27 protein-coding genes and 1 tRNA gene are annotated in these 26,801 nt (G+C 62.0%); 14 read left to right on the top strand and 14 right to left on the bottom strand.

Annotated elements, in window-relative coordinates:
* Position 1: 1 nt before the first annotated feature.
* Complete coding sequence (locus RhoBH5_RS20640) at positions 2-898, top strand: hydroxymethylglutaryl-CoA lyase (RefSeq protein ID WP_370852725.1); 897 nt, start codon at positions 2-4, stop codon at positions 896-898.
* 6 nt (positions 899-904) lie between these two features.
* Here the strand turns inward: RhoBH5_RS20640 and RhoBH5_RS20635 are convergent, their stop codons facing one another.
* The 5 genes from RhoBH5_RS20635 to RhoBH5_RS20615 form a co-directional block, all read right to left on the bottom strand.
* A complete protein-coding gene (locus tag RhoBH5_RS20635; RefSeq protein ID WP_136471627.1) occupies positions 905-1,210 on the bottom strand; it encodes a hypothetical protein in 306 nt (101 codons plus the stop codon).
* A 47-nt stretch (positions 1,211-1,257) separates the two neighbouring features.
* On the bottom strand, positions 1,258-2,355 hold the full coding sequence (locus RhoBH5_RS20630) for a hypothetical protein (protein ID WP_065455112.1): 1,098 nt from the start codon (positions 2,353-2,355) through the stop codon (positions 1,258-1,260).
* Positions 2,352-3,419, bottom strand: a complete 1,068-nt coding sequence (locus RhoBH5_RS20625; protein ID WP_270008730.1) for a sensor histidine kinase — start codon at positions 3,417-3,419, stop codon at positions 2,352-2,354. The genes RhoBH5_RS20630 and RhoBH5_RS20625 overlap by 4 nt, the downstream gene beginning before the upstream one ends.
* A gap of 131 nt (positions 3,420-3,550) precedes the next feature.
* The gene (locus RhoBH5_RS20620; protein ID WP_003943509.1) at positions 3,551-3,793 is read right to left on the bottom strand and encodes a LuxR C-terminal-related transcriptional regulator; all 243 of its coding nucleotides are present in this window, start codon (positions 3,791-3,793) and stop codon (positions 3,551-3,553) included.
* A 167-nt stretch (positions 3,794-3,960) separates the two neighbouring features.
* Positions 3,961-4,671, bottom strand: a complete 711-nt coding sequence (locus tag RhoBH5_RS20615; RefSeq protein WP_007732315.1) for a response regulator transcription factor — start codon at positions 4,669-4,671, stop codon at positions 3,961-3,963.
* Between the two features lie 183 nt (positions 4,672-4,854).
* On the opposite strand from RhoBH5_RS20615, the gene RhoBH5_RS20610 reads away from it, so the two are divergent.
* From RhoBH5_RS20610 to RhoBH5_RS20575, 8 genes are all read left to right on the top strand, one after another.
* Positions 4,855-5,379, top strand: a complete 525-nt coding sequence (locus tag RhoBH5_RS20610; protein WP_202427151.1) for a TetR/AcrR family transcriptional regulator — start codon at positions 4,855-4,857, stop codon at positions 5,377-5,379.
* A complete protein-coding gene (locus tag RhoBH5_RS20605) occupies positions 5,376-6,860 on the top strand; it encodes a flavin-containing monooxygenase (protein ID WP_050656943.1) in 1,485 nt (494 codons plus the stop codon). The genes RhoBH5_RS20610 and RhoBH5_RS20605 overlap by 4 nt, the downstream gene beginning before the upstream one ends.
* Positions 6,857-8,572 (top strand): GMC oxidoreductase, encoded by a 1,716-nt coding sequence (locus RhoBH5_RS20600; RefSeq protein ID WP_165638750.1) that lies wholly within the window; start codon positions 6,857-6,859, stop codon positions 8,570-8,572. The genes RhoBH5_RS20605 and RhoBH5_RS20600 overlap by 4 nt, the downstream gene beginning before the upstream one ends.
* A complete protein-coding gene (locus tag RhoBH5_RS20595; RefSeq protein WP_007732330.1) occupies positions 8,556-9,203 on the top strand; it encodes a hypothetical protein in 648 nt (215 codons plus the stop codon). Before RhoBH5_RS20600 ends, RhoBH5_RS20595 begins: the two co-directional genes overlap by 17 nt.
* Positions 9,204-9,489: 286 nt before the next feature.
* Positions 9,490-10,044, top strand: a complete 555-nt coding sequence (locus RhoBH5_RS20590) for a Fur family transcriptional regulator (protein WP_003943517.1) — start codon at positions 9,490-9,492, stop codon at positions 10,042-10,044.
* A 31-nt stretch (positions 10,045-10,075) separates the two neighbouring features.
* Complete coding sequence (locus tag RhoBH5_RS20585; protein WP_003943483.1) at positions 10,076-11,527, top strand: catalase; 1,452 nt, start codon at positions 10,076-10,078, stop codon at positions 11,525-11,527.
* 269 nt (positions 11,528-11,796) lie between these two features.
* Positions 11,797-12,483 carry an HAD family hydrolase gene (locus RhoBH5_RS20580; RefSeq protein WP_065455116.1) on the top strand — a complete coding sequence of 229 codons (687 nt, stop codon included), beginning with the start codon at positions 11,797-11,799 and terminating at the stop codon, positions 12,481-12,483.
* 6 nt (positions 12,484-12,489) lie between these two features.
* A complete protein-coding gene (locus tag RhoBH5_RS20575; protein WP_065455117.1) occupies positions 12,490-13,479 on the top strand; it encodes an LLM class F420-dependent oxidoreductase in 990 nt (329 codons plus the stop codon).
* On the opposite strand, the gene RhoBH5_RS20570 is transcribed toward RhoBH5_RS20575, so the two are convergent.
* Entirely contained in the window at positions 13,376-14,755 is a 1,380-nt protein-coding gene (locus RhoBH5_RS20570) for a sensor histidine kinase (RefSeq protein ID WP_075831949.1), read from the bottom strand. The two genes, RhoBH5_RS20575 and RhoBH5_RS20570, sit on opposite strands and share 104 nt — an antisense overlap.
* Positions 14,752-15,456, bottom strand: a complete 705-nt coding sequence (locus tag RhoBH5_RS20565) for a response regulator transcription factor (protein WP_054187030.1) — start codon at positions 15,454-15,456, stop codon at positions 14,752-14,754. The genes RhoBH5_RS20570 and RhoBH5_RS20565 overlap by 4 nt, the downstream gene beginning before the upstream one ends.
* Positions 15,457-15,623: 167 nt before the next feature.
* On the opposite strand from RhoBH5_RS20565, the gene RhoBH5_RS20560 reads away from it, so the two are divergent.
* The 3 genes from RhoBH5_RS20560 (at position 15,624) to RhoBH5_RS20550 (ending at position 18,976) form a co-directional block, all read left to right on the top strand.
* Entirely contained in the window at positions 15,624-16,088 is a 465-nt protein-coding gene (locus RhoBH5_RS20560; RefSeq protein WP_050656940.1) for a hypothetical protein, read from the top strand.
* Positions 16,089-16,308: 220 nt separating this feature from the next.
* Positions 16,309-17,112: a metal-dependent hydrolase gene (locus tag RhoBH5_RS20555; RefSeq protein ID WP_007732353.1), complete on the top strand. Its 804-nt coding sequence runs from the start codon at positions 16,309-16,311 to the stop codon at positions 17,110-17,112.
* Positions 17,113-17,230: 118 nt separating this feature from the next.
* Positions 17,231-18,976: a cholesterol oxidase substrate-binding domain-containing protein gene (locus RhoBH5_RS20550; protein ID WP_270008729.1), complete on the top strand. Its 1,746-nt coding sequence runs from the start codon at positions 17,231-17,233 to the stop codon at positions 18,974-18,976.
* A 5-nt stretch (positions 18,977-18,981) separates the two neighbouring features.
* On the opposite strand, the gene RhoBH5_RS20545 is transcribed toward RhoBH5_RS20550, so the two are convergent.
* Positions 18,982-19,650: a DUF6891 domain-containing protein gene (locus RhoBH5_RS20545; RefSeq protein ID WP_063315195.1), complete on the bottom strand. Its 669-nt coding sequence runs from the start codon at positions 19,648-19,650 to the stop codon at positions 18,982-18,984.
* Between the two features lie 104 nt (positions 19,651-19,754).
* Positions 19,755-21,371, bottom strand: a complete 1,617-nt coding sequence (locus tag RhoBH5_RS20540) for a DHA2 family efflux MFS transporter permease subunit (RefSeq protein WP_270008728.1) — start codon at positions 21,369-21,371, stop codon at positions 19,755-19,757.
* Positions 21,372-21,491: 120 nt separating this feature from the next.
* Between RhoBH5_RS20540 and RhoBH5_RS20535 the strand changes: the two genes are divergently transcribed.
* Complete coding sequence (locus RhoBH5_RS20535) at positions 21,492-21,968, top strand: MarR family winged helix-turn-helix transcriptional regulator (protein WP_003943458.1); 477 nt, start codon at positions 21,492-21,494, stop codon at positions 21,966-21,968.
* 57 nt (positions 21,969-22,025) lie between these two features.
* Here RhoBH5_RS20535 and RhoBH5_RS20530 read toward each other — a convergent pair whose 3' ends face one another.
* The gene (locus RhoBH5_RS20530) at positions 22,026-23,057 is read right to left on the bottom strand and encodes an ABC transporter substrate-binding protein (protein WP_042446652.1); all 1,032 of its coding nucleotides are present in this window, start codon (positions 23,055-23,057) and stop codon (positions 22,026-22,028) included.
* Positions 23,058-23,246: 189 nt separating this feature from the next.
* Between RhoBH5_RS20530 and RhoBH5_RS20525 the strand changes: the two genes are divergently transcribed.
* The gene (locus RhoBH5_RS20525; protein ID WP_270008727.1) at positions 23,247-24,803 is read left to right on the top strand and encodes an acyl-CoA synthetase; all 1,557 of its coding nucleotides are present in this window, start codon (positions 23,247-23,249) and stop codon (positions 24,801-24,803) included.
* Between the two features lies 1 nt (position 24,804).
* On the opposite strand, the gene RhoBH5_RS20520 is transcribed toward RhoBH5_RS20525, so the two are convergent.
* The 4 genes from RhoBH5_RS20520 to RhoBH5_RS20505 form a co-directional block, all read right to left on the bottom strand.
* Positions 24,805-25,158: a VOC family protein gene (locus RhoBH5_RS20520; RefSeq protein ID WP_270008726.1), complete on the bottom strand. Its 354-nt coding sequence runs from the start codon at positions 25,156-25,158 to the stop codon at positions 24,805-24,807.
* A 76-nt stretch (positions 25,159-25,234) separates the two neighbouring features.
* On the bottom strand, positions 25,235-25,558 hold the full coding sequence (locus tag RhoBH5_RS20515; protein ID WP_003943496.1) for a hypothetical protein: 324 nt from the start codon (positions 25,556-25,558) through the stop codon (positions 25,235-25,237).
* Positions 25,559-25,632: 74 nt separating this feature from the next.
* Positions 25,633-25,706, bottom strand: a tRNA-Pro gene (locus tag RhoBH5_RS20510).
* A gap of 54 nt (positions 25,707-25,760) precedes the next feature.
* Complete coding sequence (locus RhoBH5_RS20505) at positions 25,761-26,729, bottom strand: metallophosphoesterase (RefSeq protein WP_003943461.1); 969 nt, start codon at positions 26,727-26,729, stop codon at positions 25,761-25,763.
* Between the last annotated feature and the right edge of the window lie 72 nt (positions 26,730-26,801).

Here is a 26,801-nt window from a genome sequence, read left to right as displayed (position 1 = left end):
CGTGGGTATTCCAGCAGTCAGTATTCGTGAAGTCGGACCACGGGACGGGTTGCAGATCGAAGACCCGGTGTCGCTGGCGGAGAAACTTCGTCTTGTCGACGCTCTGGCTGCGACGGGTGTTTCGCGTATCGAGGCGACGTCGTTCGTCTCACCGCGCGCTGTGCCGGCGTTGGCCGACGCGGAATTGTTGGCAGCAGAACTGCACCAGTGGCCCGGCATCGAGTTCTCGGCATTGGTCGCCGGAATCGGTGGAGCGAAACGGGCCGTCGCCGCAGGAATGAAAACCGTCGAATATGTTGTGTCGGCATCGAATGGCCACAGCGAGGCCAACACTCGGTCGACGACGGAGCAAGCGACCGAACGTATCGGAGAGGTCGTCAGGATCGTCCACGACGCCGGAGGACGGGTGGAGGTCATCGTGGCCACAGCCTGGGACTGTCCGTTCGACGGTCCAACCGACCCGGATCGTGTTCTGCGGATTGCGGAGCAGGCCAAGGAGTTCGGTGCTGATCAGTTCTCGATCGCAGATACCATCGGCACTGCCACGCCGGGACGTGTCGGACGATTGATCGACGCTGTGGGCGAAAGAGTAGGTGACTTCGGCTTGGGTGCGCACTTCCACAACACGCGTGGCGCTGGTCTTGCTTGCGCGTTTGCGGCTGTGCAGCACGGTGTTCGAAACCTCGACGCGTCCACCGGAGGTCTCGGCGGTTGTCCGTTCGCTCCCGGTGCCAGTGGCAACATCGCGACGGAGGAACTGGTCTACATGCTCGAAGACATGGGCATTGCGACGGGTATCGACCTGGATGCGAGCATTCGTGCCGCTGCCGTTGCAGAGGAGATAGTGGGCCATACGGTTCCCAGTAATCTTCTCCGCGCCGGCGATCGGAAGCGGTAGGGACCTTTACTCTTCTCGGTTGGGTGATGCCAGCTGCAGTCTGACCAGCTGCTCGTGCGCCGCCGGCGGCCAACCGATGCGCTGCTTCTCCAGATACCAGGCACCGGCGGCAAATGCGATCGCGAGGACGATCCAGATCACGACGCTTCCGATCTGAGAGCCCAGGTCGCTCGACGAGGACACTTCGCCTGTGCTGTAGTCGTATTCCGTTGTCGTGGTGATTCCCTCTACTGCGAAGGTCCACAGAATCGGAAGGGCACACAGTGCGGCGAGGGCACGTGCGACATGCGCTGGACGCAGTTCGAAGATCATTCATTTCTCCTGGTGATCGACCCGGTGAATCTCACTCTCCTCGAAAGCTATTCGGGTTCGACGGCGCTGTCTGTAGTCGGATCGACGGACATGGACGAGGTGCCGAGCTCTCCCCGGTCCCCCTGCCGTAGCAGCTGCATTCCGTTGTGATCGAACTCGATTCGTCGAACGTCTTCAGTATCGACCAGCATCGTGGCCATAGCGGTACGCCGAGGTGGAAGGATCCGTATGGTCACTTTTCCTCGCGTGATCGCGGTGAGTTCCCGGACGATGCTCGAGTGGATTCGGTCGCGCACGTCGGGGTTCGCGCCATCCATTCCGTGGTCGTCGAGCAGGACCACTTCGACGCCGCGGTTTCGAGCGGCACGCACAGCATCGATGACATCTGTTTGTTGTAAGCCTGTCGCCCTCAGTGAATCTCGGAGTTGCGCCTCGAGGAGTTCGCATTCTTGCCGCTCGGTGGTTGTCAGTGGAACCCCGGAAGCGACCCGTTCGAGGAGCGGGCGTGCAAGGACATCGAGCCTGTCGAGTTGCGCGTCGCGTTCCTCGAGAATCGCAGCACTGGCGGATGCGGAGGCAATTCGTTGGGTGGACTGCTCACGAAGTTCGTAGATAACCCTGGCTTGAGGACGGATGGTGTATGCGAAGAAGGTCGACATCAGAACAGGGCCCGCGTTGATGACCGTCAACGACACTCCGTACATGGCCCCCTGGCCGGTGGTGGAGGACCAGATGGCGGTCACCAACACCATGAGTCCAAGCCCGAGCCACGCGAGTGCTGTACGCCCACGAACGCACATGAAGGTGAAGACTGCCGTCGACATCCCGAACATCCAGAGTTGAGTCATGTCGTTGACGGGGACGGGAACCACTGACAACACCAGGCCGCTCGTGACGGCGCCGGTCAGAGACACCAGAACGCTCTGCCCCAGCGGCATCGGGTCGCCTCTGCTCAGTACGAGTGTGAAAGCCGCAGTCGAGCACACGATAATTGCCAAGATCATCGGCCAGACTGCGCGGACGTCGGAGGATGTGTAGGCGACCGAGATCACGCAGGTGAGCGCGAAGCATGCAGCCATGAATCGAGCAGCACGGCTGTGCATGCCGAGAAGATCGCGGACATCTCGTCCGTCCGGCCTGGTCATGTCATCACCGCTACGGGCAAGCTCAACGTCAGAGTCACCGAAGTGCCGCGGCCGGGTGACGATCGAATGGTTGCCGATCCGCCGTCGAGTTGACGCATTCTGCCGCGGATGCTGACAGTGATTCCGAGGCGATGCGTCTCGACGGAGCTCGGATCGAAGCCGACGCCGTCGTCGGTGACGACTACTTCGAGGTGGGTGGCGGTTGCCGTGACCGTGACCGAACGCCGTGCACTGCTTCCGGCGTGTTTGACGCTGTTGCGCAGTGCCTCGGCCATCGCACCGGCCATCGCACGAATCGAGTCGGGTGCGTATCCGCTCGGATCAGACCCGTCGGAGAGGGCGGTCTCGAACGTGATGTTTTCGTCCACTTCCGAAGCGGCTGAACGCAACTGAGCGAGGATTCCGTCGAAGTCGAAACTCGTCTCGTGGTCGGTTCCGGAGCGCAGTTCGTCGAGTCTTGCCACCGTCCTTCGCGCCTGAGCGACGACCGAGGGATCGGCATCGTTTCTCGAAGCAGCGAGCAGAGTCGACATCACGGTGTCGTGGATGAGTGCGTCGAATCTCTCGCGTTCGACGGATTTGGCCTCGGCCGCGGCGGCGCGGGCGGCAGCGGCATGAGTGGTGGCGATGGTCGCATCCAGTACTCGTCCGGTTCGCAAGGCCATGACGGCCGCTGCTACGAAAACCGCGCAGAATGTCCAGGCGAAGGCGAGGTCGGGAACCAACAGGTGCGTCGTGGGACTCGTCCGGATTATGTGATTGGTCAACTGTGCGAGTGTTGCCACTACGAAAAGGTGCACGACGGCAGCGGCCGGTCGCCAAGCTGCAGCGGCAGCAAGGCTGGCGACGCCGGGGAAATTGGAAATCCACAAGGTGAAATCTGTGACGTGGTCACCATTCCACGCCGGCCACCACAGGAGGATGACCACGACGTAGAGAACCGCATTTGCGCTCGCAGTTCGTTTCACCCATCGGGTGTCGGCGTGGAACGTCGATGCTCCCAGCGCCAGCCCACTACCGAAAGTCGCGACCACCGCCAGTGGAGTCCACCACGACGCAGACATCGTGGTGGCTTCTGCAATCGCAGGGGCAAGCAATATCAAATAGCAGACATAGCCGGCGCCGATGAAGCGGCCGAAGAGCCTCAGAATTTCGTCAGAAGCACTGGCTGTTTTGTCGAAAGCAACTCTGTCGATCAGAGTTCGTCGATCGTCACTATCTGATCTTGTATCGCTCGCACGAGTAATTCGCATTTCGTCGGTGCGTTCCTTCCAACGTCGGCATACTTCTCGCGAATCCGCGACAGGTGGGTCCCCACCGTTCCCACGCTGATGTAGAGGTTTTGAGCAACGCGTGACTTCGAATCACTCAGTAGCCATTCCCTGAGAACCTCGATTTCGCGCTCCGAAAGGTGCGGTCCTACGGGATCCTGTGCCATGCAGTTTTCCACAGTGACTGTCATGAGTTTCGTCCTTACTTCTCTGTAGCGGAATGACAGACCCCCGACAGTGCCGTCTTCTTGTCAGATGAATGTAATTCGAAGAGGGAAATTTTTCCCAGACATCAATTCCTCTGCCCATATTTTCAGGGGCAGCGCTGTGAGAGTTATTGTTGCCGAACCTCATTGTTAGTCAAAGTCAGCTTTTTTCCGGAAGTAGGCCGTTCAGGAATTGGTAACACCCCGTCTTCGACCGCGCGTTTGTACAAATCCGTTTTTGTCGGTGCGGGTCGTCCGACAGCCGCATATTTCTGCCTGATGCGCTGGAGGTAGTCGTTAACCGTCTGCGGCGCCAAACCGGTGAGTCGCGCAACTCGATCCGCCTTCTCTCCGGATGCGTAAAGTTCGAGGACCTCGAGTTGTCGAGGGCTCAGACCCACTTCGTCGAGACCTGGATCCCCGTCGATTGCGGCAGCCCACTCTGTCGTCACCACCTGCCTTCCCGACGCGGCGGCGCGTATCGCATCAACCACGACGGCAGTCGGTTCGGACTTGCGTACAACACCCAGTACGCCGGCACGGGCGGCCGAGCGAACGAGGTACGGGTTTTCCGCCCCGGTGAAGATCAATGTCTCGAGCCCGGCGGCCCGCAGTTGCTCGACATTGCTCTTGGGCGATGAACCGTCGGCCAGCCGGAGGTCGAGGATTGCCAGATCCAAGGCGACGTTCTGAGCGAGCATCTCGGACACAGTGGTCGCGATGCACACCAATTCGAGGTCCGGCTCGTCCTCGAGCATCACGGACACGCCGATTGCTACCGACTCGTGGTCTTCCACCAACCCGACACGGCGGTGTGGAAATGCTGTTTGCTCTGGCATAGCGATTGTTTCCCTCCGCTCGATGCGAGGACGTTATCAGGCAGAGCTGACTGACCGGTATGTTACGTGTCAAGATTTGAAGTCAGCCTGGACTGTTTTACGTTTCGGCTCTACAGTTGTCTTGTGACCGAGACCACTTCCGATGCGAAAGTAAGCCGTACCCAGGCCGAACGTACAGCGGCGATGCGTGGGCGCCTCCTCGACGCCGCCGTCGAATCGTTGGTCGAGCTGGGCTACGCACGGACCAGCACGCAAGAGATCGCCCGCCGGGCAGGCGTCTCGCGGGGTACGCAACTGCATCATTTTCCGACCAAGGAATCGCTGGTCGTCGCGGCCGTCGAGTATCTGGTCGACAAGCGGCTGGAAGAAATCCTCACCGCTGAAGTGGATCGTGGTCGAGGCCTCGAGGTCCTGTCGGACGCGTTCTCCGGGCCGCTGTTCTATGCCGCCCTCGAATTGTGGGTCGCGGCGCGGACCGATCCCGTTCTGCATGCGGCGACGGTGCCCCTCGAACGCAAGGTGAGTGAGGCGCTCGAGTTCGGCAGCGCCGAGTTGTTCGGTGATCGGTTCGATTCCGAGTCGGTCGAACTCACCATCGAACTCGTTCGTGGGCTTGCCGTCTCAGCCCTGTTTCGTACATCCGAAGCCGACGACGCGCTCAGAGCGCGACTGTTGCCGGCCTGGCAATCCCGAGTGGAGAAGAAGTGAAGCTTCCCGAACATGTCGAAACGCTGATCGTCGGTGCCGGATTTGCCGGTATGGGCTTGGCCGCCAGAATGCTTCGCGACAACCGCGCTGCAGACGTCGTGTTGATCGAGCGTGGAGCTGACATCGGCGGCACTTGGCGCGACAACACCTATCCAGGCTGTGCCTGTGACGTGCCGACGGCGTTGTACTCGTATTCTTTTGCGCCGAGCGCCGATTGGAGTCATACCTTTGCTCGTCAACCCGAGATCTACAACTATCTGAAGAAGGTGGCCGCAGACACCGGCATCGTGGAACGCGTAGTCCTGAACTGCGAACTCGAAGCTGCTGTGTGGGACGAGGATGCGGTGCTGTGGCGTATTCGGACATCTCGAGGGTCGTTGACGGCCAAAGCTCTGGTCGCCGCGACCGGAGCGTTGTCGACGCCCAAGATCCCGGATTTCCCCGGCCTCGACCAATTCTCGGGGACCACTTTCCATTCGGCGACGTGGAACCACGAACATGAACTGCGTGGTGAGCGCGTAGCCGTGATCGGAACGGGAGCGTCGGCGGTTCAGTTCGTTCCCGAAATTGCCGACCCTGCTGCCCATGTCACCGTGTTCCAGCGAACTCCGGCCTGGGTGATTCCGCGGATGGATCGCACCCTGCCTGCTGCACAGAAGGCCGTGTACTCGCGGATTCCCGTTACACAGAAGGTGATTCGAGGGTGGGTTTACGGCTTCCGCGAGCTACTCGGTGCCGCGATGTCGCACGCGACGTGGGTGCTGCCTGCCTTCGAGGCGGCCGCGCGCCTTCATCTGCGCAGACAGGTGAAAGATCCGGAGTTGCGCCGGAAACTGACTCCCGATTTCACGATCGGTTGCAAGCGCATGCTTCTGTCCAACGACTGGTTGCGCACCCTTGACCGCGCGGACGTGAGTCTGGTCGACAGTGGGCTCGTCTCGGTCACCGAAAACGGAGTGGTCGACGGACGCGGAGTCGAGCACAAGGTCGACACCATCATCTTCGCCACGGGGTTCACGCCGACGGAACCGCCTGTTGCGCATCTGATCACCGGAAAACGTGGCGAGACGCTGGCCGCACATTGGAACGGTAGTCCCAACGCGTACAAGGGTACTGCGGTCAGCGGGTTCCCGAATCTGTTCCTCATGTACGGTCCGAACACCAACCTCGGACACAGTTCGATCGTGTACATGCTCGAGTCCCAGGCCGAGTACGTCAACGACGCCTTGAACACCATGAAGCGAGAGCGGATCGATGCCCTCGACGTGAACGAGACGGTGCAGGTGCACTACAACAAGGGAATTCAGCACGAGTTGCAGCACACGGTGTGGAACAAGGGCGGATGCTCGAGTTGGTACATCGATCCGGAGGGGCGCAACTCGGTGCAGTGGCCGACGTTCACTTTCAAATTCCGTTCGCTGCTGGAGCATTTCGATCGGGAGAACTACTCCGCTCGCAAGATCGAAAGCGTCGAGGCATGACCGCGACGCACTACGACGTGGTGGTTATCGGTTCGGGATTCGGTGGCAGTGTCGCCGCTCTTCGCCTGACGGAGAAGGGCTACCGTGTCGGGGTGCTCGAAGCCGGTCGACGGTTTGCCGACGACGAGTTGCCTGAAACCAGTTGGAGACTTCGAAAGTACCTGTGGGCGCCGTGGATCGGATGTTATGGGGTTCAGCGCATCCATCTTCTTCCGGATGTGCTCGTGATGGCGGGGTCCGGCGTCGGAGGTGGGTCGTTGAACTACGCCAACACGTTGTATCAGCCACCCAATCGGTTCTTCGAAGACCGTCAGTGGGCGCACATCACTGACTGGCACGACGAACTGGCGCCGTACTACGACCAGGCCAAACGGATGTTGGGTGTTCGCACCAATCCGTCCTTCACTCCTGCCGATGCGGTGATGAAGGACGTAGCCGAAGAGATGGGCGTGGGGGAGACCTTCACGTCCACCCCCGTCGGTGTTTTCTTCGGGGAGGCAGGAGTTTCCGTGCCGGACCCGTTCTTCGGCGGAAAAGGACCCGAACGCACAGGTTGCACGGAATGCGGGGGATGTATGACCGGCTGCCGAGTCGGTGCGAAGAACACGCTGGTCAAGAACTACCTCCATCTCGCCGAGCAAGCGGGCGCCAGGGTTCATCCGCTCACGACCGTCACCGACCTTCGGCCGGCGGCAAGCGGTGGTTACCGCCTGCTCGCGAGGCGAACGGACGGCGTCCGCCGGCGAGAAGTTCGGTTCACCGCCGATCAGGTGGTGGTTGCCGCCGGAACGTACGGAACGGCGAGACTGCTGCTCGGTATGAAGGAATCCGGTGCCCTGCCGGGCCTGTCGGATACTCTCGGCACCGTCGTACGTACCAATTCCGAAGCCGTACTGGCCGCAACGTCGAAGTCGCGTCGACGGAACTTCACGCAGGGCGTAGCCATCACGTCGTCCTTTCACCCGGATGATCACACGCACATCGAGCCGGTGCGATACGGCAAGGGCAGCAATGCAATAGGACTTCTGCAGACCGTCCTGAGTGACGGCGGTGGGCGAACTCCCCGGGTGCTGAAGACTCTGGCAGTCGCGGCCCGACACCCAGGAGCGTTCTTGCGGTCGTTGTCGGTACGGAACTGGTCCGAGCGAACCGTCATCGCGCTGGTGATGCAGACCGACGACAACTCCCTCGAACTTTCCAAGAACACCAAACGATTCGGGCGCTCCCTCACCAGTAGACCGGGACCGGGCGATCCACCTCCTCAGTGGATTCCGCAGGGTCATACAGCCATTCGCAAGGTCGCCGAGAAGATCGACGGCGACCCGGGTGGTTCCATCGCCGAGATCGTGAACATCCCGATGACGGCACACTTTCTGGGTGGCTGCGCGATCGGTGACAGCGCGTCGAGTGGCGTCGTCGATCCGTATCTGCGTGCATACGGTCATGAGGGACTGCACGTCATGGACGGTTCGGTGGTGAGCGCAAATCTCGGAGTGAATCCTTCCCTGACCATCACTGCGCAGGCGGAACGAGCGTGCGCGATGTGGCCGAACAAGGGTGGCGCGGACGCCCGCCCGAAGACCGGCGAGCCATACGTACGTATCGATCCGACTTTGCCGTCCGATCCGGTGGTGCCGACGCATGCACCAGGCGCTTTGCGGCTTCCCCTGACCATTCGAGCTGAGAAGGTGTCCGATGTGGAGCGTGCCTGAATCGACAAGTGACCGCGTCGACTGGCCGGTGAGTGATCCGCCGCCGTGGCCGGCTCGCGTTCGCGCGACACTGTGGTGGCACCGCAGTACGTCGGCGGCGCGGGAGCTCGGCCCGGATGGTCGAACGATTCCGATGACGGTGGCCATGATGGTGGACTACCTCGATTCGCCGGTCGGCCCGTATCGCGAGATCCTCGCCAGTCCGGTCTTGCATGCGCCAGGGAAACGGATCGGGCCTATGCCGCGGATGGCGGTCCCTTTCATCGCGGTGGATTCGGAACCGTCGGTGCACGGTGGGCGAGTCCACTGGCAACTACCCAAGGTTCTGGCCGAGTTCGACGGAGACGTGCAGCAGAAATTCACTGCAACCGGCGACGGATGGCGGGTGCGTTCGGATACGCGGATGCTCGGGCCGCGTCTGCCGATTGCCGGGGCGTTGGGATTTGCGCAGCCGGAGTCCGGTGGAGGTCTGGCGATCGCGTCGGCAAGGCTGACGGGATCGTTCCGATACGCGCGCGTGAGCGTCGAGGCAGAGGGGCAGACCCTGCCGGACTGGTTGGCTGCGGGCACCCATCACGGCGTCGTGATTCTGGGCGGAAAAATGACTACGGGAGCGGCCAGGCGTCGGTAACGGGGGTTTGACCTGCGAAAAAGCGACCAAGGCCGCCCGTCAGTGACCGGGCGGCCTTGGTCGTGTGGTGTGAAAGTCAGGTGTCGACGTCCCACAGGCGCCTCTCGGCGGGTGGTCGCTCGCAGCGACAAAAGGGGTGGGGCCCGGGGCTTGTTCGGACGCCGACAGGGTGTTCAACGGCGGTCTCCCCGGATTTGTTCCCGTCCTTGATATGTGACACCGGTCTCGATTCAACTTAGGCAATCCTTTTCTTGACTAATTCCAGAAAAGCGGCATACTGGGAAACATGCGAGACGGAGAGCATGACTTCGACCCCCGAGCGCAATTGCGCGCCGTCGGGTTGAGGGTCACTGCTCCGCGCCTCGCCGTGCTGGATGCGGTTACAGCCCAACCGCATTCAGACGCCGATTCTGTTGCAGCACTCGTGCGGCAGCAGCTCGGATCGGTATCCACACAGGCCGTTTACGACGTGCTGAAGGCATGCGTGAACGCAGGATTGCTGCGACGCATCGAGCCGGCGGGTTCGCCCGCACGGTTCGAGACGAGGACTGGTGACAACCACCATCACCTCGTCTGTCGCGGCTGCGGCAAGGTCGTCGACGTCGATTGTGTTGTCGGCCAAGCTCCCTGCCTCGAACCTTCCGATAATCACGGCTTCGAAATCGACGAAGCCGAGGTCGTGTTCTGGGGCCGTTGCGAAGATTGCCTGAAGAATTCTGCCGAATCCGACACCGAGTCGGACGCGGTCTCGCAGAATCGAATTGATGCGTCCAGAACCTCCGAGTCAGCCACCTCGCATGCAGCCCATGCGTTCGACTCGGATGCAGCCCCGCTCCTCTGACGCCCAGCCCACAACGCTAGGAGGCTTCGCCATGACCAAGCCCACCACCAACAATTTCGGTATCGCGGTCGCAAGTGATGACGAATCGCTGACCGCGGGTATTCAGGGGCCGGTGCTCCTTCACGACCACTACCTGATCGAGAAGCTCGCGCAGTTCAACCGCGAGCGTGTCCCGGAGCGCATCGTCCACGCCAAGGGCGGCGGCGCTTTCGGTGAACTCGTCATCACACACGACGTCAGCAAGTACACCAAGGCCGCGTTCCTGCAGCCGGGTAAGAAGACCGAGTCACTCGTCCGCTTCTCCACCGTCGCCGGTGAGCAGGGCAGCCCGGACACCTGGCGCGATCCGCGCGGTTTCGCGATGAAGTTCTACACCGAAGAGGGAAACTACGACCTCGTCGGCAACAACACCCCGGTGTTCTTCATCAAGGACGCCATCAAGTTCCCCGACTTCATTCGTTCGCAGAAGCGACTGCCCGGCTCCGGTCTTCGTGACCACGACATGCAGTGGGACTTCTGGACTCTGCGTCCCGAGACCGCTCACCAGGTGACCTGGCTGATGGGTGACCGCGGTATCCCGAAGACCTGGCGCAACATGGACGGCTTCGGATCGCACACCTACCAGTGGGTCAACGCTGCGGGTGAACGCTTCTGGGTGAAGTACCACTTCAAGACCGATCAGGGCATCGAGTTCCTGACGCAGGCCGAAGCAGACAGCCTCGCCGGTAGCGATCCCGACTACCACCGCGCGGATCTGTACAACGCCATCGAGGCCGGTAATTTCCCGAGCTGGACACTCAAGGTTCAGATCATGCCGGTCGACGAGGCCGAAGGCTACCGCTTCAACCCGTTCGACCTCACCAAGGTCTGGTCCCAGAAGGACTACCCACTGATCGAGGTCGGCAAGTGGACGCTGAACCGCAATCCGGAGAACTTCTTCGCGCAGATCGAGCAGGCTTCGTTCGAGCCGTCGAACGTGGTGCCCGGCATCGGATTCAGCCCGGACAAGATGCTTCTCGGCCGCGTCTTCTCCTACGCCGACGCACATCGTTACCGCATCGGCACCAACTACGCCGACCTGCCGGTCAATGCCCCGAAGAACGAGGTGAACTCCTACTCCAAGGAGGGCGCCATGCGTTACAGCTTCAATTCCCCGTCGACGCCGGTGTACGCACCGAACTCGTACGGCGGACCGCATGCCGATCCGTCGGTTGCCGGTGACGAAGGACTGTGGGCGTTCGACGGCAAGGCAGTGCGCGCCGGATACATCGAGCACGCCGAGGACGGCGACTTCACGCAGGCCGGAACGCTGGTCCGTGAAGTTCTCGACGACGCAGCTCGTGAGCGCCTGGTGAGCAACATCGTCGGCCACGCCCTTGCCGGCGTCAGTGAGGAAGTTCTGTTGCGTGTCTTCGAGTACTGGAAGAACGTCGACGCAGATTTGGGCAAGCGCGTCGAAGAAGGTGTACGCGCAGGTCAGTGACCCGCTGACATGAGCATCGCTTAGGTCTACCGAATGCGGACCGCTGCAAGGGAAATCACTTCCCGGCAGCGGTCCGTTTCCGTCTACCCAACTACAGAAGCGCAAACCAATAGACGAAGCATGCGAGAAGGAATACAACGACTGACTCCATGACGACACCCCTGTTCGACGTGCACTTCTGCTGTTCGCACTCTCCATGATCCGCTTCTCGAGCTGAGAATGCTCGGGGCACAAGTTTCGCGAACCGAGGTGTTGGGCAGTCAATTCCCATGGCAATAGGTGCGGTTCTCTTCGACATCGACGGAACGCTCGTCGATTCCAACTATCTGCACGTAGAAGCGTGGTCGCGAGCTTTCTTCGAGGTAGGTCGCCCGGTCGACGCGTGGCGGGTACACCGCAGCATCGGCATGGACGGAGACCAACTACTGGAGTCCTTGCTCGGCGAAGACATCGACGGGTGCGGACCGCGAGCCAAAGAACTTCACACCACGTACTACCGGCAGTCGGCCGACCGTCTCCGAGTACTGCCGGGAGCGCGCGAGTTGATCCGCCGAGTTCACTCGCTCGGACTGCATGTGGTGCTCGCTACCTCGGCGCCGGACGACGAACTGAAGTTGCTACGCCGGACGCTCGACATCGACGAAATGATCTACGCCGCCACCTCTTCGGAATCCGTCGACGAGGCCAAACCTGATCCGGACCTGATCGAGGTCGCGCTCGCGAAGGCAGGTGTCGACGCGGGCAATGCGGTCATGGTCGGGGATGCCGTCTGGGACATGAAGGCGGCGACATGGGCGGGCGTTGTGGCTGTGGGAGTGCGCAGTGGTGGCATGTCGACCGACGAACTTGAAGGTGCGGGTGCGACTGCCGTGTACGACGACGCCCGCGACCTCCTCGACCACCTCGACGGCAGTGTGATTTCCGAACTCGTTTCAGGCCTAGATACCGGGAGTTGATCAGTGATGGCACGATTCGGCTACACCTTGATGACGGAGCAGGCAGGTCCGAAAGAACTGGTTCGCCATGCAGTTCGGGCCGAAGAAGTCGGCTTCGACTTCGAAGTGATGAGTGATCACTACTCGCCGTGGCTGACCGAGCAGGGGCATGCACCCTACGCCTGGTCGGTGCTGGGGGCAGTCGCCCACGCCACCGAGCGAGTCGGTTTGATGACGTACGTGACTTGTCCGACCGTGAGGTACCACCCCGCCGTCGTCGCTCAGAAAGCTGCGACGATCCAGATCCTCGCGGACGGACGCTTCACCCTGGGATTGGGAAGTGGCGAGAGCCTGAACGAGCATGTGGTCGGCGAGGGTTGGCCGTCCATCGACACCCGCCAGGACATGCTGCAGGAGGCGGTGAGCATCATTCGCGCACTGCTCGCCGGAGATCTGGTGAGCTGGAAGGGGGAGTACTTCGACGTCCAGTCCGCCAGGATCTGGGATCTCCCCGAGAACCCGGTTCCGCTGGCGCTGGCCATGTCCGGAGACAAGTCCGTCGAGCGTTTCGGTCCGATGGCCGACGATCTGATTGCCGTGCAACCGGATGCGGAGCTAGTGCACTTGTGGAAGCACGTGCACGGCCGAGCATACGGATTGGCTCCCGCAGGCAGGACCATCGGTCAGATTCCGATCTCGTGGGACCCTGATCGCGACACGGCAATTGCACGAGCTCATCAGCAGTTCCGGTGGTTCGGCGGAGGGTGGTCCGTGAACTCCGAACTGCCGACGCCGGCGAGCTTCTCGGGTGCGACTCAGTTCGTGCGCAAAGAGGATGTAGCTGAAAGCATTCCGTGTGGTCCCGATCTCGATGTGATCGTCGAAGCGGTCAAGGCATACACGGACGCCGGATTCACCGATGTGGCACTGGTACAGATCGGTGGAGATACCCAAGACCGATTCTTCGACGAGGCGGCCAAGCCGCTGCTCGAGGCTCTGCACGTCGAATTGGGTTGATCGAGAAGATCAATCGAGTTCCGCCGAGTGGGCTCTTGTCGAGTCGCGCGCTACCGCCGTGCAGCCTCGCCTGCTGCGCGACGAGGGCCAGTCCCAAACCGCTTCCGGCGTCGCCCGCACCGGTACCACGAACGAATCTCTCGAACATCGCTTCGCGTTCCGAAGGCGCGATCACGGTGCCGTTGTCGTCGACGAATACCGTCGCCGAACCCGTCGCAGCCCCTGATCGGACAGTGATCTCGACTTCGTCGGCATTGCCGTGCCGAACGGAATTGGTGACGGCGTTGGTCAGCACCAGACGGATACCCGCGGGAAAGGCCTGAACCGAAAGTTCTTCCGGTGCTTTCAAACGAACGTCGACCTGCGGGTGCAGACGGCCTGCGTCAGCGACGGCGCGATCGGCAACCTCCACGAGATCGACGTCGGCACAATCCTCGGGATCGGCCACGTCACCCAGGGCTAGAGTCTCGAGGTCGGTCAGGGTGCGCTCGATCTGGCGCTGCGCCTCCAACAATTCGCCGGACAGTTCGCGCCGTTGGCTTTCCGTGAGATCGAGTGTTGCGAGAACTTCGAGATCGGTACGCATCGACGTGAGAGGTGTGCGCAGTTCGTGGGCGGAGACGCGAGCGAAATCGCGTGCCGACTCCAACGCCTCCTCGGTGCGGCTTCGATCGCTTTCGATGCGACTGAGCATGCTGTGGATTGCCTCCGACAGTTCTTCGGCTTCTCGCGTTCCACGTACCGACGGTGCCCGGCGCGAGAGTCCGTCGACGTCGAGGTTGTTGCCGATCGAACTGGTGGTCTCGGTCAATTGCTGTAGTGGCCGGACGGCTCGGCCGGTGAGGAACCAACCGAGCCCGGCCGCGGCAAGGATGGCGACCACTGCTGCAGCGGCCACTTGGAACTGCTGCTCGCGGATTGCCTGGGTCAGTGGGTCTTCGGGGATGCTGACGGCCAGTGTGGCGCCGCTGTCGCCGGGCACCAGAACATCACGACTGCGAACATCGGTGGTAGCCAAGGCGCTGACGGTCGCGGCGTTGAATCCGGGGCTGACCACGGATGGTTCTGTTGTTGCAGTTGGTGTCTCGATGAATAGCGGGCTCGGCGCACTCGCCGCGACGCCCAGGGTGACGGAATCGAGAGTGCGTTCGAGTTGTTCGGATCCGTTGACACGCAGAAAGACCGCGAACGCAATTCCGATCGCGGCAATCACGATTCCGGCTGCCAGGCCCGAGGCGATGGCTACGCGAGTCTGAAGTGACAGCGGCCGCTTCATCGTTCGGCCCTCAGGACGAAGCCCACCCCACGCACTGTGTGGATCACGCGGGGCGCTCCGTCGACTTCGAGTTTCTTGCGTAGGTAGGTGACAAAGACGTCGACGACATTGGTGTCGGCGGCGAAGTCGTAACCCCAGACGAGTCGCAGGAGTTGTGCGCGACTGAGTACGACACCGGTGTGCTCGGCGAGTACCGACAACAGGTCGAATTCTCTTTTGGTGAGTTCGATTCGCCTACCATCGATGTGCGCTCGATGGCCACGGAGATCGACCGTCAGCGGTCCCACCGTGATCGGATGGTCGACCGACGGGGTGGCTCGCGTCGTGCGTCGAAGTAATGCGCGGAGTCTGGCGACGAGCTCGGCCAACTCGAAGGGCTTGGTGAGGTAGTCGTCGGCGCCCGCCTCCAGCCCCGCGATGCGATCACCCACGGAACTTCGGGCGCTGAGCACGCAGATCGGAACCTCGTTGCCGATCGCGCGCAGGGCGGTCACCACCCCGACGCCGTCGAGACCGGGCATGTTGACGTCGAGAACGAGCGCGGCCGGGCATTGCTTGTTCACCGATGACAAGGCCGATCGTCCGTCGACGGCAGTTGCCGTGTCGAAGCCCGACAATCGGAGTCCACGTTCGAGCGAATTCAGAACCTTCGCGTCGTCGTCAACGATCAGGATGCGCTCGCGTGTACTCACCCCAGCCATGGTGCCATCGGATCAAGGCCTGGGGCCTCGCTCGGAGCGAGGGCCGTCGCATTCTCATCAACTCCTAAGAAACCGACAACAGATCTGCAGTGTTGGCTTCATAACCTCGGGTTTCTCGGATGCGACCGCGCCGAGAACTCGAGAACGTTCGATCAAGGAGAACTACGATGACGCGATTGAAAGTGAACGGCAAGCGGGCCCGCCGGACCGGTGTGGTGGTGGCGTCCGTGGCGGTCCTCGGTATGGCAGTGGCGCCGGGAATCGCCTGGGCTTCCAATCCGATTTCCGACGGGTCACCGGTGGCGGTGCGGTCGATCGCGACCGCTCCGTCCGAGTTGGGTGTGGCTCCCGAAGTAGCGTGTGGTGTCGCGGCGCCGATTTCCGACGAGGAGCTGCAGAAGCTCATCGACGAGGGGAAGGTCGTGCGCGCGGAGGAGGCCGGTACGGCCGCAGTCACTATCGAAGTGCCGAGCGAAGCTGCGACATTCGTTGCGCGTGAAGGGGTGCCGGCGTTGCCGACCGTCGAATGGGCTCCGACCACCGAAGGTGTTCCGGCAGAGGTGCTCGACATGGCCGGTGTCGCTCCGCTGGAGGAAGGCGTTGCCCTGTCATGCACGGTTGCCGCGGGCTGACGAGCGAAAAAAGCTCCGCATGAACCGCTTTGACCTGGAACGGTACGGCCGTACTCAACTGGGTCTGGAGGTTGGTCAAGCCTGTCGGTAGCACTTGCTACGTTCGGGGCGGTCTCGGCGAGCATGCCGGGGCCGTCGCCGACGGCGTCATGTGTGTGGTGTCTTGCAGAGGGTGCGGTACGGCCTGATGCGGGGCGCGTTTCGAAAGGTGTTGTGTTTCATGGTCATGGGCCCCACCCACGCGATGTCCGGTGCTGCTGTGGGGTTGGTGGTTGCGGAGTTGTTGCCTCTCGACTGGGGAGGGCCCACATCCACTGCGGAAACTTTGACCTTTGCCGGAGTGTGTGCCGGAGCCGCCTTGCTTCCCGACCTCGATACCGGTCAGTCGACGGTTTCGCGATCATTCGGTCCGCTCAGCAAGGCTCTGGCCAAAGGCATCGACGCAATTTCGGTGACCTTCTACCGCATCACCAAAGGCAAGAAGGACGGCAAGCGTCGTGGTGGGCATCGGACGCTCACGCACACCGCGCTGTTCGCCGCCGGGTTGGGTGCCGGGGTCTCGGCGCTGGTTGTTCAGTTCGGGAAGCCAGCCATCATCATCACCCTGTTCTTCTGCCTCGGGTTGGCCATCCGTGGATTGGCGGGTGAATTGGCCAAGGAGAAGGGTTGGCTCGCGGTCTCCGCCGTTGCGTTGGTGCTCTCTGCCCTCACCTGGCAGTGGTATCCGAGTGAGGCTGGATCCACGGGGCTAGGTGTTGCGGTGGCACTGGGTTGCGCCACGCACTGTCTCGGCGATGCGATCACCAAGGAAGGGGTGCCGTTTCTCGCGCCCCTGATTCCGCTCGGCGGCAAACGATGGTGGGAACAACGGCTGCCGTCATTCCTGTCCATCCGTGCAGGTGGGAACCTCGAGAAGATCCTGATCGGGCCGGCGTTGACGGTTCTGACTGCCTGGTTGATCATCAGTGCGTTCGACGGTGCCCCGGAAGCGATCTACGCGGTCTTCGCTCCGATGGTGCAGTGAGCTTCGGAAAACTTTTATTACGGAACCACTGGCATCGTAATCATATTTGTTCTACGTTCGTCCCTGACATGAACCGAGTCGGCTGACGGAGTGAGCAGTGGTGCATCAAGCAGAGCGCATGGCAGAGCACAGCTCGAGCGAAGACGGTGTGAGCCGGCGCGGATTTCTCGCAGCGAGTGCCGGCGCAGCTGCTCTCGCGGGCATTTCCTGGGCGCCGGCTGGAGCAGTTCCCTGGGGTTCGGCATCGACCATCGCGCCACCGCCCGGATTTCCGTCGGACATTCCGTTGTCACAGCAGGCGTACGCGAACTGGTCGCGAGAAATCATGCTCGACAGCGTGTGGACTGCCACGGCACGTCACAGCGATGACGTCGTCACCCTCGCCAACTGGGCGTTCGACAACGGGTACACAGTGCGTGCGAAGGGAACGATGCACGGGTGGAGCCCGTTGACGGTGGTGCCCGGCGCGCCTTCGGATCGAATTCTGCTGGTCGATACGATGGCCAACTTGAATTCGGTTGTGGTGCAGCACGGCACGCCCGCAACGGTCACGGCGGGCGCCGGCGCCAGTATCGAAGCGATTCTGACAGCGCTCGAGCGAGAAGGGCTCGGCTGGGCCAACTCTCCGGCGATCGGTGAGCTGTCCATCGCCGGCGCGCTGGCGATCGGTGCTCACGGGGCCACCTATCCGGCGGTGGGGGAGACGATCACCCCTGGTCAATCCTATGGTTCGCTGAGCAACCTGATCACCGAGATCACGGTGGTGGCGTGGGACGAAGGCATCAATCGGTACGCACTGAAGACATTTCACCGATCGGACGTCGAGAGCACCGCCTTCCTGACCCATCTGGGTCGAACCTTCGTCACCTCCGTGACGCTGCAAGCCGGGGAGAATTATCGGCTGCGGTGCCAGAGTTTCACCGACATTCCGTGGCAAGAACTCTTTGCTGCTCCCGGTTCGCCAGGGCGTACCTACGAGAGTTTCGTCGAGAAATCCGGACGGGTGGAAGCAATCTGGTTCCCGTTCACGCAAACACCGTGGCTCAAGGTCTGGACACCGACCCCGGTCAAACCGCCGGAGTCCCGAGAGGTGAGCGGGCCGTACAACTACTTCTTCTCCGACGCGATTCCCGAAGAGGTCACCACCCCGTTGGGGATGGTGGCACAGGGTCTCCAAGGTGCGACACCGCTGTTCGGCGCCTCTCAGTTCGGCGCTGTAGCAGCAGGATTGGTGCTGACCGACACCGACGATCTCTGGGGCTGGTCGAAAGACGTTCTGTTCTACCTCCGGCACACGACCTTGCGCGTCGTAGCCGGGGGCGGAGCCGTGATCACCAAGCGGTCCAACATCGGCCGAGTCGTCCACGAGATGACGAGTTGGCTGAACGAACGAATGACGCACTACGCGTCGCTGGGGCAGTATCCCGTCAACATGCCGTTCGAAGTGCGTCTCTGCGGTGTCGACGATGACGGCGAGGTGTTGGTCGACAGCGCCGGAGTGCCGGACCTGTCAGCGGTGCGGCCGCGGGCGGATCGTCAGGACTGGGACACAGCGATCTGGATGAACGTGGTCTCGATTCCCGGCACCGCGGGATTGCCTGCGTTCCTTCGCGAAATGGAACGGTGGATGGTCGCGAACTACTCCGGCGATTACGCGACCTTCCGTCCGGAGTGGTCCAAGGGGTGGGCATTCACCGATCAGGCGGCGTACCAGGACGACGAATTCCTCACCAGCACAGTGCCTGCCACCTTTCGTGCCGGTGGCGACGGGAATTGGGACTTCGCTCTCGCCACTCTCGACGAGCACGACCCGCACCGCGTATTCAGCAATACGTTCCTCGACCGCGTATTGCCACCCAGCTGAATCTCCTACTGCGGAAGCGGTTTGCGCCAACATACGTCGGTGACACGGATACGCTGATTGTTGTCACCGTTCCAATCGACGCTCAGCCCCTGAGTTCGGAGTGCGTCGGCTACCTGGCGCCCGACGGTCTGATCGGTGTGCGCGATCATGTGTGCCTTGGCGGTTTCGTCGCCGCCGAAGGCAGCGGCGACCAGCGCGGGATCGAGATCGTGGGCCGGACGAAACGCACTGTAGGACAAGTAGAGATCGGACGGCTCGTCGCCGAGACGCTCCGCATCTTGCATGTGGAAGAACGTGTACGCCCACTGAGCAAAGGGATACCCGTTCTCGTCGGGTTCGGACGGCGTGCGTTCGTCGTCGATTTCGGTAGTGCCGCACTGCATGCAGCAGGTGAAGTTCATCCGGGCCACGATGCCGTTGCGTTCGAGTTCGGCGAAGGCTGCGGAGAGGCGCTCGAAGTCTCCGGGAGCCGTCCACTGGGTCTGCTCCTCGACTCTTCGGTCCCAGACCTCACGCACTACTGCGTCGATCTGTCTGCCGAGTTCGTCGTTCTCGAAGCCGCCCTCGACACAGTCTCGGGCGGCTTCGCAGATTTCGTCGAACGTAGCGAAACCTGGGACTACCAGTTCGCGTGCTTGCTCACGTACGGCGACGATGTCGGCCTCACTGAGCACCGGTGCTGACCGTGACTGTGCAGACCGTGACTGTGCTGACCGTGACTGTGCTGACCGTGACCAGGGCAATCGCATACCGGCACCGTACTGCACCGATCCGACCGTCAGGCGACGTCGGCTGCTGCTTTCGTTTCCTCCTCGTTTGACGGGGCCGGCTTGTTCGGGATGAGCGCCGTGGCGATCAGGCCCACCACGACAAATCCGGCCGCAAGGTATCCGCCGAGTGTGATGCCGTGAGTCATCGCAGATCGGGCAGCGTCGGCGACGAAGGCAGTGTTCGGTGAACCGGCCAGCGAGTCGATGGCGGCGCCTGCGCTGTCGGTGACTGCCCGCGTCAACTGATCAGCCTGAGCTTGGTCGACACCGGATCCGGTGAGGTCGTTGTTCAGTGTCGAATTGAGAGTGCTGAAGAAGACCGTGGTGAGGACAGCGATGCCCAGTGCGGATCCGAGTTGGCGGAACGCGCTCTGAATGCCGGAGCCTTGACCGGCGCTCTGCTCGGGAATCTCCTCGAGCACGACGTTGGTCACCTGCGCAGTCGCAAAACCGACGCCGATTCCGTAGAAGAACAGCACTGCGGCGATAGTCCACCAGGGGCTGTCTGTCGCAGCGATGAATCCGAGACCGGCGAGACCGAGCGCCTCGAGAGCCAAACCGATACGGACCAAGCCCAACGGCGAGACCTTCGATGCCAGCCCGAAGCTCGCACCACTGGCGACAAAGCTGCCGATGGCAATGGGAACCAGTGCGAGCCCTGCCTGGAGTGCGCTGTATCCGAGCGTGAACTGGAGCCAGAGAGGAAGCACCGCAACGATTCCGAACTCGCCGAGCCCGATGATCAGCGTCGCGATGTTGCCGTTGCGGAACGACGAGATGGAGAACAACCGTACGTCCATCAGCGCCCGCGACGGATCGGCGCTGCGGGTGAGCATGGTTTGACGGTAGGCGAACGCACCGAGCGACAGAACGGCGAGAACCAACGCCACCAGAACCGGCGACGGTCCGCTGGACCATGACAGACCGAACAGATCGAAGGGTTCCTTCGTCGTCAGCCACCCGTACGTACGTCCCTCGACGAGGCCGAAGGCCAGCAGGCCTAGCCCGGCGATGGACAGTGCTGCTCCGGTGGCGTCGATGCGCCCAGCGGTGCGGGGTGAGGGCGCGATGAACAGCACTGCGCCGATCAGAATGAGCGCAGCAAGCGGAATGTTGATCCCGAATGCCCAACGCCATGAGGCATGTTCGGCAAGCCAGCCACCGAGCAATGGGCCGAGGGCGGATGCAGCGCCGATGGTGGAGCCCCAGACCGCGAAGGCCTGGCCGCGCGCCTTTCCGGTGAACATCGCGTTCAGAAGCGACAGTGACGTGGGCAGGATCATGGCCGCGCCGGCGCCCTGCAGGAAGCGCGCCAGGATGAGCAGACCGCCGTTCGGCGCCAGTCCGGCCAGCAGGCTCGTTGCGCCGAACACGACGACACCGGCGATGAAGATACGACGGGCGCCGACCAGGTCGGCAACTCTGCCGACCAGAAGCAGGAGTGCCGCGAACACGATTGCGTAGGACTCTTGGATCCATTGAGCCTGAACGGAATTGATCCCGAGATCTTCGATGATCGAGGGAACTATGACGTTGACGATCGTGGTGTCGACGACGATCAGTGCCACGCCGAGTGCAATGGCGATCAGGCCCAACCACTTGCGGGTGGTGGGTGAGATGTTCACGAATAAACCTCCATTGTGAAGTAACTTCATTATGAAGGTATATTTGAGGCGGTAAGTTGTCAACGTGCGCGCTGGGCTCGACCGGCCGCCGTCTGGCACAGGAAAGGTGGGATCACCGAGGTGGAGGCACCGCGCGACATCTCCGTGGAGCGGGAGCGGCTGATGGACGAATTCCGCGCGTACGGTGGCACGTTCACCGAATTCAGCCATCGATTCGCGTCGTGGCTCGGCCTGCATTCCACCGACGCGACTGCCTTGATGGAAATCACCGCTGCCGAGGAGAAGGGGACGCCGCTCTCACCCGCCCGACTCGGAGAGCGGATCTCGCTGACGTCGGGTGCAACCACCGCGTTGCTCAACCGCCTGGAGAAGGCGGGACATATCGTCCGGACCCGAGAGAATGCCGACCGGCGAGTGGTCACGCTGCACAGCAGTGCGCATGTGCAGGACCTGGCGGACGAGTTCTTCGGGCCCCTTGCCGTGCGACTCGACGCCATGATGGCGAAGTACCCGCCCGAACTGCTCAGTCGATTCGAGGAATTTCTCGTCGACCTTCACTCGACGATGAACGAACACCTCGAGCAGGACAACCGCTGAACAAAGAACGCCGCTCGACTCCGGAGAGTCGGGCGGCGTTCTTTGTGCCGGTGACGGCTACTTGCCGAGCTTGGCCTGCAGGTCGTCGAGAACCAGGCCGGCACCTGTCGGGCCGAGGCCCAGGAACCAGGTCTCGTCGCTCACCTCGGTGGCGCGTCCTTCCTTGACTGCGTCCATGCTGGCCCACAGCGGTCCGGCAACAACCGTGGTCTGGCCCGTGTCGGCGGGATTTCCGTAGCTGGAGTAGAAGATTCGGTCACCCTCCGCCTCGGTGATCGTTTCGGGGCTGACCTCGACGGCCAGTTCGTCGATGTCCTGGATCGCCGGGCGGGGCAGGCCGACGTCCTTCAAGATGACGCCGATGAACGACAGATTGCCGTACAGGCGCAGCTTCCCGGACATGAAACGAACCAGTGAAACGGTCGGGGAGCCGTCGATCGACTCACGTACCTTGTCGGCGTGCTCTTGGTAGTCGTTGAGAACCTGCTCAGCCTTGGTCTCCTCGCCGAGTGCGTCACCGGCAAGGAGGAAGTTCTCCTTCCACGGAAAGCCGGGGCGGATGCTGAAGACCGTCGGAGCGATTGCCGCGAGTTGCGGGTAAAGCTTGTCCTGGCGCAGCTTGCTGCCGAGGATCAGATCGGGCTGCAGTGCGGTGATCGCCTCGAGGTTGAGGTTGTTGGTCGTGCCGACATCGGGGACACCGACCAACTTGTCCGCCAGGTACGACGGCTGACCGGCGGCGCTTTCCGGGCTGGCGATGCCGACCGGGGTGATCCCGAGCGAGAGAACCTCGTCGAGTTCACCGCTGTCGAGGACGACGACGCGGGTCGGCTTGGCCTCGAGGGTGGTCTCGCCCAGGGCATGGGTGATGGTGCGAGGGAACTCGCCTGGCGCGGCATCGCTGCCGAGCTTCGCGGTTTCCGTGTCGGCGGTGCTGAACAGCTTGCCGCCGGTCGCGACATCGGTGTTGCCGTTTGCGTTGCCGCCGGCGTCGGACGAGCCGCAGGCCGTAGCGAAAAAAACAGTCGCCAAGGCAACCATGGCGACCCGGACCGACGTGCGGCTCCGGAGAGTGGTGCGTGAGTGCATTAGGCTACCCTACCTTTCGGCTATCGGGCTTGGTCAGGGAGGTATCCGCACCGTTGATGCCAGGTGAGCGGCGCGTCAGGTCTCGCTCAGCGGGACCGCTACGCAATTCGGACTACAGGGTGCGACCAACGTGTTAGCTTCGCGAAAGACCTGTACTGGTAAGCGAAGACGCGTGTAGTGAGGATTTCGATGACCCTGAACATTGCCGATCTGTTCGAGGCCGTTGCCGATGCGATCCCCGATCGAGTTCCCTTGATTCTGGAAGACGTGCGATTGAGCTACGCCGAACTCGAACTGCGATCGAACCGACTCGCTCATCATCTGCAGTCGGTGGGCGTCGAGCCTGGGCAGCACGTCGGTATTCACATGCGTAACTGCGTCGAGTACGTCGAAGCGCTCCTGGCTTGCTTGAAGATCAGAGCGGTACCGATCAACGTCAACTTCCGCTATACCGATGCAGAACTCCTGTACATCTACACCAACTCTCAAATGGTGGCACTGCTGGTCGAAGAGGAATTCGCGCCGACGGCATTGGCCGTGGTTCCGCAGTGTCCGGAGATCGCCCACGTGCTGATCGTCGGCGAAGACTACGAGAACGCCCTTGCCGCGCAGACTGATACCCGCGACTTCGGCCCTCGCAGCAACGACGACCATTTCATCATCTACACCGGCGGCACAACCGGAATGCCCAAGGGTGTGGTGTGGCGGCACGAGGACTTCTTCTTCGCCGCGCTGTCCGGAGCGAACCTCAGCGGGCCGCCGCGTCGGAGTCTCGAAGAGGTTGTGGATGCAGCTGTAGCGAACACCAATCCAACTGTGCTGCTACTCATCCCGCCGCTCATGCATGGAGCCGCAATCTATTCACTGCTCACGGCATTCCTCATGGGAGCGCCCCGAGTACTGACCCGCAGCTTCGATCCGATGGAAGTGCTGCGACTGGTCGAGGCCGAGAAGATCACCGGAATCACCGTCGTCGGCGACGCGATTGCTCGGCCGATCGCCGACGCCATCACCGCAAGCGAAGGGCGCTACGACCTTTCGACTCTCCAACTGATCGGGTCTGGTGGCGCGTTGTTCTCCCCGAACCTGAAGGCAGAACTGACAACCCGACTACCGGGGTTGGTGATCAAGGATGCATTCGGTGCTTCGGAATCCGGCAACGACGGCGTCGTCGAATTCGGTGAGGACGGTTCCAAGCGAATTCGATCCAACCCCAACATGATTCTTGTCGACGACGAATTCCGTCGCATCGAACCAGGCTCGGACACAGTCGGTTTCATCGCCCGGGCCGGCCATGTTCCTGTTGCCTACTTCGGCGACCCGGCCAAGACTGCTGCAACTTTTCCCGTCGTCGACGGGGTGCGTCTGGCGGTACTCGGGGACATGGGCACGATGGAAGCCGACGGAACCATCGTGCTGCTCGGGCGCGGTTCGATGTGCATCAACTCCGGCGGCGAGAAGGTCTACCCCGAAGAAGTGGAGCAGGCACTCAAAACTCACCCGGCAGTTTTCGACGCTTTGGTGGCGGGTGCGCCCGACGCACGATTCGGCGAGAAGGTCGCCGCGGTGGTGCAGGTTCGACCGGGATTCGAAGATGTTGCGACGGAATCATTGTCGGAGCATTGCCGCACCCACGTCGCCGGGTACAAGATCCCCCGCTCGATCGTGCTCGTACCAACCATCCTCCGCTCGCCCAGCGGTAAGGCCGACTACCGTTGGGCTCGCGAAACCGTAGCGGGAGCGTAAATCACCTTCCGGCACTTCGGACGACGCACCACTCGTTTCTCTCGGGATCCAGCAGCACCTGAAAGGTGCCGGCCGGGTCCTCCTGGACAGTGCCGACCCGAGTTGCGCCGAGGCGCTCGGCAGCGTCGGTCGCAGCGACGACGTCATCCACACTGACGTCGATGTGTAGACGATTCTTCGTCAGCTTGGATTCCGGTACACGTTGGAAGGCGAGGCGAGTCCATCCTGGAGGGTCGACAAACGCCCACTCCGCGCTCCGCTCCACCGGCTGCCCACCGAGGATTCCGGCCCAGAAGATCGCCAACTGGGCTGGTGCGGAGCAATCCACAACTACTTCATCGACCTGCCCGATCACCGGTTCACAGCTCCGCTGAATTCGGCTGTCACAGCTGCGCTCAATTCGGCTGTCACAGCTGCACTCAATTCGGCTGTCACAGCCAGGGCTCGATCGGCTTCTTCACCCACATGATCTTCTCGTCCGGATGCTCACGCCGAGCTTCGGGACGGTCTGGGTTGGCTGCTGCCCACACGGCTTTCTCGTCGAGCAGTCCGGCCGCGATCGTCCAGGTCTCCCGCGTGCTCGGCGGATTGGCGCCCGCCGCCCGCGCAAGCTTGCGCAGCCGATCGTCGGGCATGTCGAGCAACTCTGCACTACTGATATCGCGATCCCAGGCGAACTTGGCAAGACCGACAGCTTTCTCACGTCGGCTACGGCTCGCCATGTCGTTGTGCGCGAAGTCTGGTTCGGATGCCACGGCTTCACCTTATCGTCAACGAAATCGAGGCCCTCCCGCGTAAGCGGAAGGGCCTCGATTTCTGTTCTTCACTGTCGGGGTGGCGGGATTTGAACCCACGACCTCTTCGTCCCGAACGAAGCGCGCTACCAAGCTGCGCCACACCCCGTGTCGAACCTCGGTTAGCTTACATTACCGAGTCGACTGACATTAAATCCGCAGGTCAGTTGCGTAGAACCGACGCTGGAGACTCTGCGGAACTGTGTGCGGAGACATGCTCCGGTTCGCGCCTGGTCGCCGGAACCAAAGTCAGCAGAGTTGCCTCGGGGCGGCAGCAGAAGCGTGCCGGAGCCCACGGCGAAGTGCCGATGCCCGCTGAGACGTGCAGCTGGGTGTGCGCGCCCCACTTCGACGGTCCCTTGACCCGGGATCGGTCGATCTGGCAGTTGGTGACCAGCGCGCCGTAGAACGGAAGGCACAGCTGACCACCGTGCGTGTGGCCGGCGAGCACCAGGTCGTAGCCGTCGTCGGCGAATCGGTCGAGAACTCGAGGTTCGGGTGAGTGCGTCAGGCCGAGCTTGAGCTGGGCGACGGGATTGGGTGTTCCGGCGACGGTGTCGTAGCGATCGCGCTTCAGGTGCGGATCGTCGACGCCGGCGGCAGCAATGCGAATACCGGCCACTTCGAGTTCGCGGCGCACGTGGGTCATGTCGAGCCATCCACGTTCGGTGAACGCGGCCCGCAGATCGCCCCAGGGGAGGGGATCGCCGGTGATGCGCTTGTCCTTGTTGAAGATGTAGCTCAGTGGATTCTTCGGTTTCGGAGCGAAGTAGTCGTTGCTGCCGAAGACGAACAGACCCGGCCGAGCCAACAGATCGCCGAGCGCCTGGACCACTGCCGGGACGCTGCGCTGATGCGACAAGTTGTCTCCGGTGTTGACCACGAGGTCGGGGTCGAGGCCTTCGAGCTCACGCAACCAATTCTGTTTCAACCGTTGGTTCGGCATCATGTGCAGGTCGCTGAGATGAAGGACCCGCAGCGACGACGAACCGGGCGCCAGGACTGGCATCGTCACCTCACGCAGTGCAAATGCATTGCGTTCGATGCCGGATGCGTACCCGATCCCTAGTGCAGCGGCGCCCGCGGCACCAAGTGCGGTGCGGGTCAGATTGGTGCGGAACTGGGAAGACACCTCTCAAGGATACGGGTGTGGCGTTCTTCTGCGTCGCTCTCGCTGCCTTTTACAGCTATTCCACAGAGAATT

Origin of the sequence: Rhodococcus sp. BH5, from assembly GCF_027583855.1 — a bacterium.
GTDB classification, from domain to species: Bacteria; Actinomycetota; Actinomycetes; order Mycobacteriales; family Mycobacteriaceae; genus Rhodococcus_F; species Rhodococcus_F qingshengii.
Note: the sequence above shows the minus strand (reverse complement) of the source record. Positions and strands in the feature narration are given on the sequence as shown.

What these genes read in the sequence shown, in the direction of transcription:
- RhoBH5_RS20635 (WP_136471627.1), bottom strand. Translation starts at nt 1,210, where the DNA reads ATGATCTTCGAACTGCGTCCAGCGCATGTCGCACGTGCCCTCGCCGCA.
- RhoBH5_RS20630 (WP_065455112.1), bottom strand. Translation starts at nt 2,355, where the DNA reads ATGACCAGGCCGGACGGACGAGATGTCCGCGATCTTCTCGGCATGCAC.
- RhoBH5_RS20625 (WP_270008730.1), bottom strand. Translation starts at nt 3,419, where the DNA reads ATGTCTGCGTCGTGGTGGACTCCACTGGCGGTGGTCGCGACTTTCGGT.
- RhoBH5_RS20620 (WP_003943509.1), bottom strand. Translation starts at nt 3,793, where the DNA reads ATGGCACAGGATCCCGTAGGACCGCACCTTTCGGAGCGCGAAATCGAG.
- RhoBH5_RS20615 (WP_007732315.1), bottom strand. Translation starts at nt 4,671, where the DNA reads ATGCCAGAGCAAACAGCATTTCCACACCGCCGTGTCGGGTTGGTGGAA.
- RhoBH5_RS20610 (WP_202427151.1), top strand. Translation starts at nt 4,855, where the DNA reads ATGCGTGGGCGCCTCCTCGACGCCGCCGTCGAATCGTTGGTCGAGCTG.
- RhoBH5_RS20600 (WP_165638750.1), top strand. Translation starts at nt 6,857, where the DNA reads ATGACCGCGACGCACTACGACGTGGTGGTTATCGGTTCGGGATTCGGT.
- RhoBH5_RS20595 (WP_007732330.1), top strand. Translation starts at nt 8,556, where the DNA reads ATGTGGAGCGTGCCTGAATCGACAAGTGACCGCGTCGACTGGCCGGTG.
- RhoBH5_RS20590 (WP_003943517.1), top strand. Translation starts at nt 9,490, where the DNA reads ATGCGAGACGGAGAGCATGACTTCGACCCCCGAGCGCAATTGCGCGCC.
- RhoBH5_RS20585 (WP_003943483.1), top strand. Translation starts at nt 10,076, where the DNA reads ATGACCAAGCCCACCACCAACAATTTCGGTATCGCGGTCGCAAGTGAT.
- RhoBH5_RS20580 (WP_065455116.1), top strand. Translation starts at nt 11,797, where the DNA reads ATGGCAATAGGTGCGGTTCTCTTCGACATCGACGGAACGCTCGTCGAT.
- RhoBH5_RS20575 (WP_065455117.1), top strand. Translation starts at nt 12,490, where the DNA reads ATGGCACGATTCGGCTACACCTTGATGACGGAGCAGGCAGGTCCGAAA.
- RhoBH5_RS20570 (WP_075831949.1), bottom strand. Translation starts at nt 14,755, where the DNA reads ATGAAGCGGCCGCTGTCACTTCAGACTCGCGTAGCCATCGCCTCGGGC.
- RhoBH5_RS20565 (WP_054187030.1), bottom strand. Translation starts at nt 15,456, where the DNA reads ATGGCTGGGGTGAGTACACGCGAGCGCATCCTGATCGTTGACGACGAC.
- RhoBH5_RS20560 (WP_050656940.1), top strand. Translation starts at nt 15,624, where the DNA reads ATGACGCGATTGAAAGTGAACGGCAAGCGGGCCCGCCGGACCGGTGTG.
- RhoBH5_RS20555 (WP_007732353.1), top strand. Translation starts at nt 16,309, where the DNA reads ATGGTCATGGGCCCCACCCACGCGATGTCCGGTGCTGCTGTGGGGTTG.
- RhoBH5_RS20550 (WP_270008729.1), top strand. Translation starts at nt 17,231, where the DNA reads ATGGCAGAGCACAGCTCGAGCGAAGACGGTGTGAGCCGGCGCGGATTT.
- RhoBH5_RS20530 (WP_042446652.1), bottom strand. Translation starts at nt 23,057, where the DNA reads ATGCACTCACGCACCACTCTCCGGAGCCGCACGTCGGTCCGGGTCGCC.
- RhoBH5_RS20525 (WP_270008727.1), top strand. Translation starts at nt 23,247, where the DNA reads ATGACCCTGAACATTGCCGATCTGTTCGAGGCCGTTGCCGATGCGATC.